General features: G+C 48.5%; 10 protein-coding genes and 2 tRNA genes. 11 read left to right on the top strand and 1 reads right to left on the bottom strand.

The genetic code is table 11. From position 1 onward, the window contains the following. The first annotated feature begins 283 nt into the window (after positions 1 to 283). Positions 284 to 1975, top strand: a complete 1692-nt coding sequence (locus tag PPG34_RS14905; protein WP_313834210.1) for a lytic transglycosylase domain-containing protein — start codon at positions 284 to 286, stop codon at positions 1973 to 1975. A gap of 21 nt (positions 1976 to 1996) precedes the next feature. On the opposite strand, the gene PPG34_RS14910 is transcribed toward PPG34_RS14905, so the two are convergent. Next, positions 1997 to 2773 (bottom strand): tetratricopeptide repeat protein, encoded by a 777-nt coding sequence (locus tag PPG34_RS14910; RefSeq protein ID WP_313834211.1) that lies wholly within the window; start codon positions 2771 to 2773, stop codon positions 1997 to 1999. A 266-nt stretch (positions 2774 to 3039) separates the two neighbouring features. On the opposite strand from PPG34_RS14910, the gene PPG34_RS14915 reads away from it, so the two are divergent. The 10 genes from PPG34_RS14915 to miaA all read left to right on the top strand — a co-directional run bounded on the left by PPG34_RS14915 (position 3040) and on the right by miaA (position 12756). Then, positions 3040 to 3115 (top strand) — tRNA-Val (locus PPG34_RS14915). A 119-nt stretch (positions 3116 to 3234) separates the two neighbouring features. Next, a tRNA-Asp gene (locus PPG34_RS14920) sits at positions 3235 to 3311 on the top strand. Positions 3312 to 3400: 89 nt separating this feature from the next. Beyond that, positions 3401 to 4129 (top strand): MotA/TolQ/ExbB proton channel family protein, encoded by a 729-nt coding sequence (locus PPG34_RS14925; protein ID WP_313834212.1) that lies wholly within the window; start codon positions 3401 to 3403, stop codon positions 4127 to 4129. After that, complete coding sequence (locus PPG34_RS14930; protein ID WP_313834286.1) at positions 4129 to 4560, top strand: ExbD/TolR family protein; 432 nt, start codon at positions 4129 to 4131, stop codon at positions 4558 to 4560. The genes PPG34_RS14925 and PPG34_RS14930 overlap by 1 nt, the downstream gene beginning before the upstream one ends. Positions 4561 to 4586: 26 nt before the next feature. Continuing rightward, a complete protein-coding gene (locus PPG34_RS14935; protein ID WP_313834213.1) occupies positions 4587 to 6074 on the top strand; it encodes a TonB family protein in 1488 nt (495 codons plus the stop codon). Further along, on the top strand, positions 6074 to 7414 hold the full coding sequence (gene tolB / locus PPG34_RS14940) for a Tol-Pal system beta propeller repeat protein TolB (RefSeq protein ID WP_313834214.1): 1341 nt from the start codon (positions 6074 to 6076) through the stop codon (positions 7412 to 7414). Before PPG34_RS14935 ends, tolB begins: the two co-directional genes overlap by 1 nt. Positions 7415 to 7561: 147 nt before the next feature. After that, entirely contained in the window at positions 7562 to 9274 is a 1713-nt protein-coding gene (locus tag PPG34_RS14945; RefSeq protein ID WP_313834215.1) for a coiled-coil domain-containing protein, read from the top strand. A 47-nt stretch (positions 9275 to 9321) separates the two neighbouring features. After that, a complete protein-coding gene (locus tag PPG34_RS14950; protein ID WP_313834216.1) occupies positions 9322 to 9816 on the top strand; it encodes a tetratricopeptide repeat protein in 495 nt (164 codons plus the stop codon). A 71-nt stretch (positions 9817 to 9887) separates the two neighbouring features. Then, positions 9888 to 11717 carry a DNA mismatch repair endonuclease MutL gene (mutL, locus tag PPG34_RS14955; protein ID WP_313834217.1) on the top strand — a complete coding sequence of 610 codons (1830 nt, stop codon included), beginning with the start codon at positions 9888 to 9890 and terminating at the stop codon, positions 11715 to 11717. 4 nt (positions 11718 to 11721) lie between these two features. After that, positions 11722 to 12756 carry a tRNA (adenosine(37)-N6)-dimethylallyltransferase MiaA gene (gene miaA, locus PPG34_RS14960; protein WP_313834218.1) on the top strand — a complete coding sequence of 345 codons (1035 nt, stop codon included), beginning with the start codon at positions 11722 to 11724 and terminating at the stop codon, positions 12754 to 12756. Positions 12757 to 12764 lie beyond the last annotated feature (8 nt).

Genomic DNA, 12764 nt, shown 5'->3' on the forward strand with positions numbered 1-12764 from the left:
CCTCTTTCTGGATAACATTGTCTCTTAGTGTCCATGAATTATTGCAGGTTTTTTTGCCCAACCTTGTCTGGTACAATCGGGTGGAAAAATGGCCATGATAAGGGGAGTCCTTCGGTCCCTCTGTACGTTTGAAGATGTTGTAAGAAATTGCTAATGATTTTTCTGTCTTTTGCCGATATATATTACCGAGGGGTTTGTGTCTTGACAGGGATTGGTGTTGTGATTAATCTCTCAAGGAAGTTGTGCGAAGTCCGAAAATTTTAATAAAAAGAGGCACTTAGATATGAATTTGTTGAAGAAATCTATGGTAAGACGAGTTATTTCAACTTCGGTCGTGATCCTGATCGCATTGCCTTCATTTTCATTCGCACAGTCAAATGCCATTTCTGTTTCCCAAGATTTATTGCCGACCACCCAGTCCTCATCCCTGGCCAAAGGGGATTCGGGCCCAAATTCTCTTGGAGCAACTGGGCCTACTCCACCTGTCGAGGAAGAAGTAAATGAGGAACCTGGACTCCAGGTGGAAGGGGGTTCCAGTGAGATCGCTCAGTCTGGGAATTTAAAGGGACTCTCAACATCCGAGAGTGTTAAATCCCAGACTCGGGTGACCCCTATCAAATCTTCGGTAGGGGTATTAACAGATGAGCCACAAGAATTGGGAAACCAATCTGAAAATTCATTAAAAAATATTCCTCAGGTTCCATTATTGGAGGCAGGTAAAACATTACGGAATGAAGGTTTACAAAATCATCAGCTTCCTTTGCCTAGCCTGGAGGTTGGTTCTACTCCGAAACCTTGGCGCTATAAGAAACTTTTTGCCGCATCTTCCAGTGAGGTTGAGCCCGAGCCTGAACTTCCTTATGGCGAAATTTCCCTTATACTGAATCCCTCCGTTGAACGAAACATTCGTTACTTTCAAACCGTGATTCCTGAGCGTTTTCAGGAATGGCTGGATCGCTTTAGCAAATACAAACCAGTGGTTGATCAATTTTTTGCTGAGCTCGGACTGCCGAGAGAATTGGTTTACTTGTCGATCATCGAAAGTGGGTTTAATCCAAGAGCCTATTCACGGGCGCGGGCGGCAGGACCGTGGCAGTTTATGAAAGGCACGGGCAAGACCTATGGCCTTCGCGTCAATTGGTACCTTGATGAACGGCGTGATCCGATTAAGTCCTCGGTGGCAGCTGCCCAACATTTACGTGACCTCTATGACCGATTTGGATCATGGCCTTTGGCATTGGCGGCTTATAATGCTGGAGCAGGGAAAATTTCTCGGGCCATTCGAAAAAGCGGAACCCGTGATTATTGGAAAATTCGTCGAACACGGTATATTCGTCGAGAGACGCGGGAGTATGTACCAAAATTTATGGCTGCGACCATTATTGCTACAAATCCAACTTTATTTGGATTTCGCGCTGGGACGACTTCGGAGGTTCATCAATACGATGAAGTCCTTATGCATGATACGATTCATTTGCGAACCGTGGCCAAAAAAACGGGTCTAGACTTCGAAGATCTTCGGCGCCTTAATCCAGAATTGCGCCGTAGTATTACCCCTCCGGAAAAGGAAGGCTATTTTTTAAAGGTGCCCGTGGGCATGGGATATCAAGTAGAAAATATTCGGGATGAACTTAAGCAATGGGTTCAACCTCCACCTCAAGTGACATGGTATCGGGTGCGCAGTGGTGATAGCCTGTCGGTAATTGCCCATCGTTTTAATTTGAGCATGAGTAAACTCAAAAGCCTCAACAATCTCTCTGGAAACCTGATCCATGTTGGTCAACGATTGCGTGTGGGGGAAGGTGGGGGGCAAACTTCAGGAGAAGGGGACGCCAAGTGGTACAAGGTTCGTCGAGGCGATAGTCTCTGGACGATTGCGAAGCGATTCAGCGTGAGTGTGAGGGATTTGAAAGTTCTCAATAATTTGCCAAGCAGTGTGATTCGAGCCGGGCGAATGTTAATGGTAAGTCCTTAACCCTATCCTTTGATTCTGAGGTTAGTCTTTCTGTTCTGCTGCCGGCACTTCGGTTCCGGCGGCATTCTCTTCTTTGGCTTCAGGAATTTCCTTTGGTGGTTCAAGCACCCGAATACGCATGATGGCTTCATTGACATAGGGTGAAGCCGGGTATTCATCTTGGAGTTGCTTGAAATGCGTCAGTGCCTGTTCTGTCTGATTCTCGGCTTCCTCGAGTTTTGCCATTTCAAAAATGATTTGATCTTTATTGAGTGTTCCGGTGACATTCAGTGCCTGAGAATAGGTTTCCATACCCTTTTGCCGCTGTCCATTGAGGATATAGGCTGACCCCAATCGCTGATATACCAGACCGAGAAGGGCCGGATTATCCCGGAATGAAGAAATATACTTTTCATAGGCTTCAATGGCACCAGTATAGTTTTCGCTTTCTGCGCGGGCATTGCCCAAAAAATACCATGCCAGCTCAGCACTTGATGTATTAGGATATTTCTCAAGGATTAGTTCGTAGAGGGCACTGGCCTTGTTCAGATTTTCCTTTGCCTTGTCAGGATCGTCTAACGAACGGTCCAGGTATAATTGCCCAGCCTGATGTTCCATTGCGAGGGCTTCTTTCTCTTGTTGTTGTTGCCACCAAAATATACCGCCGATTGCCATCATCACGACACAGATCAGCAAGACTCCCGAAATCACCGCACCACGGTGTTGCTCGGCAAATAGCCAAATTCGTTCAGAGCGGGACAACAACTCCGGATGTTCGGAGGAAAACGATCGACTGGTATCTCGAATTCTGAAACTCATGGTTTTAAATGGACGGGGCGAGTATTTCTATGAAAGTGAGTGCCATTTTGAAGCCTCAGGCCTTATACTCACATGATAAGACCTTGTCAAATTCACAATATCGCTAAGAAATCACGAAGAACTAAGATAAGAATTGAACACTGCATTGGTGAAGGAAGTTAATCCTTGATCCAGAAGAGTGGGAAATTTCCACCGGATATCATTAGGTTGACATGGACTACATGCTTGATATAATTCATCTTACGTAAATCCGAAATTGATCGAATGGGCGGATAGCTCAGTTGGGAGAGCATTGCCCTTACAAGGCAGAGGTCGCAGGTTCAATCCCTGTTCCGCCTACCAACTACAGAAAATAAATCCGGTAGAGCCTAGGCCATACACCCGGTTAGTTCTTTTGTAATTTTAGAAGAAATTCCCAGGTCTAAATGCCAGAAAAAGGCTCCTTAATAAGCAAGGTATGTGGGGCCGTCGTTCAGCTGGTTAGGACGCCAGATTGTCAATCTGGAGGTCGCGGGTTCAAGTCCCGTCGGCCCCGCCATACACTTCTCAGCGTGAGTGTTCCGAACATTCCAAATCCACAGGCATTGTTTCTCTACATCTTCCCCCTACAGACAACCGGAGGTCTTGATGTTCTCTAGTAATCCTTTGGAAACGCTTGGATCTCTTGGACCAGTTTCAATTTTTGTCTTGTTGACCCTCCTGTTGTTCTCGGTATCTTCATGGGGGATTATTGCCTATAAATGGAGAATGTTTCGCACAAGCGATCTGGAAGAGTCCCAATTTCTTCAAGCCTTTGAGTGTTCGACTCTTAATAGGAAGGAGTTGGCAAATTTAAAGAAAACCGCGAATGTGCTTTCGCAAAGTTCAAGCGGAGCCGTCTTAGTTGGAGTCATCAATAAAGTCGATCAACATCGAGATTTCGTGGAAAGACAAGATCTTATAGGGGATCAGCGAGGCCGGCGATGGCCAGACCGCCAATATCTTGAAAAAGTGGTACAGTACATCGTGCAAGGTCAAATTAATCATCAAGAAAGTTACCTTCCCTTTTTGGCCACCACAGGGAACATCACTCCCTTTATCGGATTATTTGGGACCGTGGTGGGGGTAATGAATGCGTTTCGAGAAATTGGAGTCCAAGGATCTGCCAGCATTGCTGCAGTTGCCCCGGGTGTCGCGGAAGCACTGGTCGCCACTGCCGCCGGGTTATTCGCGGCGATACCCGCCGTGGTTGCCTATAATTATTTTTTGACAAAGATTCGAAAAAGTGCCTATCGCGTCGAAGCGTTTAGTATTGAATTTCTCAATGCTTTGGATGAGCTGTCTAACAGGGTCGATGAGGCTGAAGTCGTCCGGTGATGTTTGAATCCCGTCATCGCCGTTTTTTATCTGAAATCAACATTATCCCGCTAGTGGATGTGGTGCTTGTTTTGTTGGTGATCTTTATGGTCACTGCGCCCATGCTTCATAGAGGGATTGATATCACCCTCCCTCGTTCTTCTTCCAATACAATTACTCCTGATGAGCGGCTCATTATTTCCATTGAACCTGACGAAGCAATCTATGTTGGAAAAGATCGTGTCACAATTATTAGTTTACGCAAACGCCTTCATGAAGCGAGAGCGACGAATCCGATGGTGTCAGTCTATCTCCGCGCCGATAGTAAAATTCCCTATGGGCGAATCGTCCAGGTCATGGATGAGGTGAAACGGGTGGGCATTGAAAAATTAGGAATGGTGACCAACCCGAAAGGAACCCAGCTGGAGGAAGAATCCATTGACCTCTCCTAAGTGGAGAGGGCGATACGCTGGATGTTATGTCCTATGCCGGCCACTATAGTCTTCTCTCTGGGCATTTAGCGGAATCTTCCGCATGGGTGGATGACCGATTTAAACGAGGCCTGGTGGCCTCATTGGTGGTGCATGCTGTCCTGCTTTTGGGTCTTATGAGTGTCCGTTTTTCCCCGACCATTCAACAGCCCTTGGCCTCATATCGCGTGAACCTTGTGACTCTTCAGGAGTCGACGGCGCCTGCGCCATTGAAGAAAACTACACCCATAAAAAAGGCCAAAATATCTCAATCTACGACGCCTGCGCCCTCAAAGGAAACCACACCTGTACAAAAAACCAAAACTCCTCCGGAGGCGGCAACTCCAAAGCCAAAAATTGATCCGGTACCACCTCCAATTGTCGAACCGGTTCGGACGGAACAGGTGACGCAGTCTATTGTGGATGCTCTTGAGAGTGTCGCGGTGCCCCAATCTCGGGATATGGCTTCGGTGCCCAATACTCCTGTCATAGCTCCAACGGCGACTGAATCCGTGAGAGAACCCATTGAAGAGCAGTCGATTACCATGCCAGTGATTCCTCAGGCTCCAAAAATTTCGGTGCAGCAACCGTCCCCTAAAGATGATCCGCCGGCTCCTTCAGTGCCTTCCCCTGGCTCATTGGCGGATACGCTGAAACAGGCTGTCCAGTCTGTCGCTGTTCCTCAAAATCCTCAGAGGCCACCAGCGCAGATAAAACCTTCGCCAAATTCTAAATCAGAGAACCTAGCGAGTAGTAGCCAATCGTCCAAGGTAGAACCTCAACCGAAGGTGCCCTCTCGTCCTCGGGTGGCGGATTCATTGAAACAAGTACTGCAATCGGTGGTGGTTCCGGAAATGAAACAATCTTCAGGGGCTCCAAAGAAAAATGTACAGGCGGTTCCGGTGCCTAATCCATCACACCAGGAACCCCCTTTGCAGCCACGCAAAGAGCTTGAGGGGATCGTTATGCCTTCGGAAGCTCCACAATTAGCTGCGGTGGATCGTTCCAAAATTCAGGCATTATTGAAAAACGCGTCGAGAGAGCATTCTCCAAATTCCGTTCACGAGAATGCGGTGAATCAAAAAATCGCTAAGCTCATGATTCCCGATGTTCAGGCGCCTGAACCACATCATATTTTTTCGAAACCGGTAGAGAGCGGTACACAAAATGCCACGACTACTCTCCAGGTGTCGGGCTCTTCTCCAGAGGGCCATCCGTATTGGGGACGGGTGTGGTCAAAAATTGATCGAGAGTGGGTGGCGCCGACTGTTCAGGTGAGTTCCCTCAACCCTCTTCGAGTTGTTTTGGCCTTTCGAATTGAGCGCAATGGGGCTGTAAAGAAATTGGCCATCGAACAATCATCGGGGAATGAGTATTATGATATTGCCGCGAAACGGGCGGTGTTAGATGCCGCTCCCTTGCCAAAATTTTCTCCCGATATGCGCGAGGCCTATTACGATGTACAATTTCAATTTACCGTTAATGTGGATTCCTAATGAAAATACCTAAACGTTTCATGTGTGTAATCGCTGCGCTTCTCGGTGTGGGAGGGGTGGCCTTATTTGAGTCTAAGGCCGCAGACGTGTTTTTGGAAACCAAACGATCGGAGTTTCAAAAGATTCCCATTTGGGTTATGGGCTTTGGCGATGGAAATGCCGGTGCGGACTCGGGGAATCCCATTGGAGCACAGATAGCTCAAATTCTTAAGGCCGACTTAACCAGGTCTCAGGTTTTTGAGGTCGTGGGCGAGCCCATTTCCACCCTGGAATTTTCTCAATCGCATTGTCAGGGAACAGAACTTCTGGGAAAGGCCAAAGGAAGCGGAGCCACCGTATCCAGCTGGGGGCGTGTAGGGCGGAAGAATAGCAAGCTTGTGATGGAAACCTGTGCCTTCGATGGAGGGAGCGAAGATCTTGCTTTGGGGAAACGCTACGTAGGTAGCCCGATCACTTTCAAATTACTACGGCTCATGGTGCATCGGTGGGCGGATGAATTGGTTTCCCGGTACACGGGAGATCCTGGGATTGCACGGACCAAAATTGTATATGTGGCGGAAGACGCCAAGGGCAATCGAGATTTGTTTGTGATGGATTATGATGGGTTTGGTCCAAAGCAGATAACGGCCGATCAGCGATTGAGTCTCATGCCTGCTTGGTCACCGGATCAACGGCACGTGGCCTTTACGACTTATAAAAAAAATAATCAAGAGATCGTTCTTCTTCATTTAGCTTCGGGCACAAAGACGACGTTGGTTTCAGCCAAAAGTTTGAATATTACTCCAGCCTTTTCTCCCAACGGAAAACTGTTAGCCTTTGCGTCGGCGACGGAGGGAAATTCGGATATATATACGTTGGACTTGACGACGAAAGACTTGCTGAAACTCACGTTTGACTCCAGTGCCGATCTTTCTCCGGCATGGTCCCCCAATGGTCGGGAAATTGCATTTACCTCCGATCGAGGGGGGCGTCCTCAGATCTATCTTATGAGTGCGGATGGCTCAAACGTTCGACGTCTGACCTTTGAAGGGCAATATAACGCTGCCCCCGCCTGGTCCCCTCGCGGAGATTGGATTGTGTATGTCTGTCAATTACCACAGCAGGGGTTCAAATTATGTCGGATCACCCCGGATGGGCAAAAACGCATGCAAATTACCTCAGGCCCATCTAGCGAAATCGATGATTCCCCTTCATGGGCACCAGATGGGCGACATTTGGTTTTTAGTTCCACCCGGGGTGGGACGAGTCATATTTACATGGTGAATGTAGATGGATCGGGGTTGGAGCAATTGACGACTGGAGGAACCCATCATAGTTCTCCGTCCTGGTCGCCATTGTAGCGCTTCTGGGATTTCCTGCCATTATCAAAGAGGTGGTGATGGGATGGTTGGGCATTGCCCGGACGTTTCGTCCTGGCCAGGATATAATCAGGGAGTTCAGATTGATTTTGGGTGTATTGGTGATATGTGCATAGGGGGGCGGTAAAAATGGCGCAAAGAGATTTAGAGTGGTGCTCATCAAAGATGGGGAGGCTTGCTTTGTTCCTACGTCGTCTGCCGAAAATGATCTTGATTGGTGTGCTGTTGGTGAGTCTGCCATCTTGTGTGGCCCAACAAGCCGATCTTGTGCGCTTTCAGCAAGAGTTTGAAACCAAGATTGCCAAACTTGATCAGGAGAAAAAAGCCCTAGCTTCCACCCTGGCTCAAGCCAACCAATCGATTAAAGAATCCCAGGCCGTCTTGGCTCAACAAAAATCAGAAGTGTCGGAATTGGTCAAGGCGCGTGCGCAAATCAATAGTGACTTGCGAAGCCTTCGGGAGGAAAACCTTCCAAAGTTAAGCGGCGAATTAGAATCAGAATCCCATCGACTGCAACGCCTGGAGAAAAAAGTTGATGACCTGGTCCAGTTGGAGAAGAATCTCAGGGCGGAATTGGAAAAAAGTAATAAGGCCCGTGCTGCAGAAATCGTGACGCTTCGCGACAATGTCCAAAAAGAGTTTGATCGTCAGGGTAAAACCATGAGTGAGCAGATGGCTGGATTCAGAACTTCGCTAGTAGAGTTCAAGGAGGCTCTGGCTGGGATTGACACGCGTTTGGTTGCCGAACAGGCGAGGGCAACAGCTGCCGAGACCAAAATGAAAAATGAGGTAGAGGCACAGCAAACCGCATTACAAGAGAAGTTGGATTCGGATACTCAAACCCTCAAACAATATTTGGAGACCGATGTCAAAACCAGCATTGGTTCGGTGGCGAAAACACTTAAAGAGGTCAATGCGGATTTAGGCAAGCAAGTCGATGCGCAAGCGGCCGAACTTAAGGCCCAATCGGCATTACTATCGAACTTGAACACCAAAGTGGGGACGGAATTGGCTGCGCTCAAGGAGCAAAATGAAGGGGCCAAACAGAATCTTGCAAGTTTGACTCAGTCCATGACCCAGTTTCGAAATGGGTTGGATGCCGTGAGCGCACAATTAGGATCGAAGGTGGATGAGCATGGCCAGACCCTGGAGCAATCGGGAAGCCGATTAAAGCAAATTGAGGAGCAGTACGCGTCTCTCTCCAAAAAGTTTGATGCCGAGACCCAAGGTCTAAAGGCTGATTTAAAGCAGGCACGCACGCAGGTGGTTTCGCAAGATAAACATATCCAGGATTTAAATCAGTCCGTGGTCTCTATGCGCGAAGTGTTGGATTCCATGGCAGGCATGCTTGGGAAGCGGAGTGATGAGCAACTGCAACAAATGGGAAAATTGGCTGCGCAATTAGAGCAGGTCCAAAAGGCCAAATCCCAAAATGCTTCTCAACAGGATGCGAATCTTCAAGCGCTCTCTTCCCACGTCAATGAGGTGACCGCAAGCGTACAATCCGTGGTGACTGCGCTAGATCATCTCAAGTCGTCCCTCTCATCTCGGCTCGATGCTCAGGCAGCCCAACTAGCGGAGCAAGAGCGACGGATCACGGAAACCGCAAACAACTCGTCCTCTTTACAGGGGGTCAATCAAGAGTTGCAAGCGAATGTGGAACACCTGAACCAATTAACCTCAAGCCTCGCCCAACTCAAGGAAGTCGTCAATACTATTGGGACCAAGCTTGGGAAAAAAGTCGATGAACATGAAAACCAAATTGCTGGGTTGTCTCAGCGTGTTCAACAATTGCAGTCTTCTAAAAAGAGCGCAGCCTCCAAATCGTCTGCTCCCAAATAACCCAAGCACCGTGCATATAGCTAATTGATCTGATGAATGCCATGGTCATGAAAATATTATGTATATCTCTGATTATGGCGACTTATAGCCTCAATATAGGGTTTGCTGCGGACCGGTCAGATTTCGAGCATCAATCTTCCAACGGAACCTCCGAGACTAAGCGATTAATCAAACCGAGCCAGGCGTTTCATTTTGCCTATCAGGATTATTTGAAAGGACACTTTGGCTTGGCATTGTCCCAGTTTCAGAATTTTATTGCCGATTACCCGGAGAGTTCCATGGTCCCCAAAGCCTATTTTTATTTGGGGGAGTGTTATGAACAGGAGGGCAATCTGAAAGAAGCGGCTCGCGCATTGACGACTCTTATTGAACAGTATGAAATGAGTCGACAGGTGCCTGCGGCCTTATTCAAATTAGGAAAAGTCATGGTGAAAGCCCGGAAGCCTCAAAAGGCCAAAGCCTACTGGATTAAGTTGATTAAAGACTTTCGGGGGACACCTGAAGCCAAATTAGCCTCACGAGATCTTAATCGGATTCCCTAGCGACCTTTTCAAACAGCCTCGTCTTTGATTACGATACGCCGTTTAAGCATGACCACCTTATTAGGATTTCCATGACAAGGTCTCCTGACACCAAAATCCGCGTGTTGCCTGATTCCGTCTCCTGCCAGATTGCGGCCGGAGAAATTGTGGATCGTCCGGCGTCCGTGGTGAAAGAACTCCTGGACAATAGTTTGGATGCTGGGAGCTCCATGATTGCAATAGATGTGGTTGAAGGTGGCAAGCGGCTGATTCGTGTCACGGACAATGGCGAAGGGATGACTCGGGCCGATGCGCAAATGGCCTGTCAACGATTTGCCACCAGTAAGCTTTCCAATGTGTCGGATTTATTGAACATTGCAACCTATGGGTTTCGAGGAGAAGCGTTACCAAGCATTGCATCAGTATCGAAGTTCAGTTTGTTGACTGGAAAACGCGGGGAGTCAGTGGGCACACAGCTAATTGCCGATGGTGGTCCCGTATCTTCCATGAAAGAGCAGGCATGTCCGCCTGGTACCCGAATTGACGTTGCAGAGTTATTCTACAATACCCCAGGACGTCAAAAGTTTTTGAAATCCACGCCCACGGAATTTTCACACATTTGCCATGTGGTCCAACAGGCCGCCTTGGCGTCTCCTGGAACCCAATTTCGTTTGACCCATAACGACAATGTGGTATTCGATTTTCCCGCCGTGGATTCCCTGCAAGATCGCCTGCTCCAATTGTATGGAACCAGGGTGATGGATCAGATGCTACCTCTTGATTTTGAACGTGGTGGACTCAAAGTTGAGGGGGTAACGATTAACCCCTATCACGCACGAACAAGTCGCTCCCCCCAAGAAATGTTTGTGAATGGACGGGTGATAAAAAATACGACCATCTCGCACGCGATTTATGAAGCCTATGGGTCGTTTCTCCCAAAGGGGCGACACCCGGTGTTTGCGTTATTTTTAACAATCGATCCTGCCGTGGTGGATGTGAATGTCCATCCTGCCAAACGCGAAGTGAAATTCTCTGCACCTGATATGGTGCATCGAGTCGTAAAAGAAGCCGTGAGACGTCCCCTCCAACGAAAATCAGCGATGCAGCCAGTGGATGATCTGGAAGGGTACCGGAGGGGGCAGCCCTCAAACCCAAGGGCATATGGGGATCAACAACACTTTGAGCAGGATGTTCTGAGGATGAATCCTAGTGAATTCGTTCGGGCGAATACTGAAACAGGCACTTCATCGGCTACACCTGAGGACAGGGTGACACTGTTTTCCCATGAAACTCTTCAATCCGATCATATTGGTGAGGCGAAGGCATCGTATTTACTCGAACCTGATTTCACGGTTCGGGTGTTAGGTCAAATAAGCCATACCTACATTGTGGCTCAAGTGGGGGAAGAATTTCATGTGGTGGATCAGCATACGGTGCATGAACGCGTGTTGTTTGAGCGTTTATGGCGAAGTTGGGTGGAAAAAACCGTGCAATCACAATCACTGTTGATTCCCGAGCCAATTGAACTCCAACCGCATACTGCCGCACTCCTGCAATCGGCCCTACCGGAGCTCTCAAGTTTGGGTTTAGAAATGGAACCCTTCGGGGAAACGACTTTTGTTATTCGGTCAGTCTCGGCCTTGCTTGGACCCATGGATTATGCCGCATTGGTCCAAGATCTAGTCGAGGATCTGACTGAATGGAAATCCCTGGATTCCATCGAAAAACGTGTTCGTCCCATTTTGGCATCCATGGCTTGCCAAGGTGCGGTCCAAGCAGGTCGTGCGATGGCTGAACCGGAAATGAAACTCGTGTTGGAGGATTGGGTGCAAGAAGGTTTTCCCATGACTTGTCCCCATGGGAGGAGGGTCACAATGCGATTTTCCATGGACGAGCTTCACAAAATTTTCCGTCGAATTTAGAACAATGTCGATTCCTTCAAAGGCCAAAACCGCTGTGTTGTCCACGAATACCTCCTTGCTTCCCGTGATCGTGCTTGTTGGACCTACTGCTATTGGAAAAAGCCGTGTGGCAATTGAAATGGCGAAGGCCTTGGGTACGGAAGTGCTCACGGCTGACTCAACCCAAGTTTATCGGGGCATGGATATCGGAACGGATAAACCGTCTTTCGACGAGCGCGAAGACGTGCCTCATCGCCTCATCGATCTTGTGAACCCCGATGAGCCGTTCAATGCCGGGGAATATCGATACCATGCCGTGACGGAAATTGAACGTCTTCATCGAGAAGGCCGGATCCCTCTGGTGGTTGGTGGTACAGGGTTATACATTCGGGCCTTGCTGCGAGGACTTTGGCCTGGTCCTCCGGTAGATTGGACATTACGTCGGGCGTTAGAGCGAGAAGCAGAAGACCGGGGATTGTCCGCACTCTATCAGGAACTCGGACAGGTTGATCCCGAGCGGGCCCAGAAGGTGCATCCTAATGATGCCGTCAAAGTGCTTCGTGCTTTAGAAATCTTTCGCCAAACTGGGGTGCCAGCTAGTCAGGCGCATGACCAGCACGGGTTTCAGGATCGGCCCTTTCACGCGTTAATGCTCGGCTTGACCATGGATCGGGAGGCCTTGTACCGACGAATCGAAGAACGAGTCCATGTGGAGATTGAAAAAGGTTTGGTGGAAGAAACACGCCGACTGTTGGCTCAGGGCTATTCCCGTAATCTGACATCTATGAAAAGTCTGGGGTATCGACAAATGGCAGGATTTCTTGAAGGGGACTATGACTATAATGAGGCGGTTCGTCTCCTGAAGCGGGATACACGCCATTTTGCGAAACGCCAAATGACGTGGTTTCGCAAAGAGCCGGAAGTGCAGTGGGTGTCAGTGTTGCCTGATGAATCTATCTCCAACATCACGGCTCGAATAATGACACACGTGCATCGGTTTATGACACAAGTGCGAAAAGAGACGAAACAAAATATCTTGATACCGATCAATGCTAGGTAGGAAAAGAA

The organism is Candidatus Nitronereus thalassa (assembly GCF_032191465.1).
In the GTDB taxonomy this organism is placed as follows: domain Bacteria; phylum Nitrospirota; class Nitrospiria; order Nitrospirales; family UBA8639; genus Nitronereus; species Nitronereus thalassa.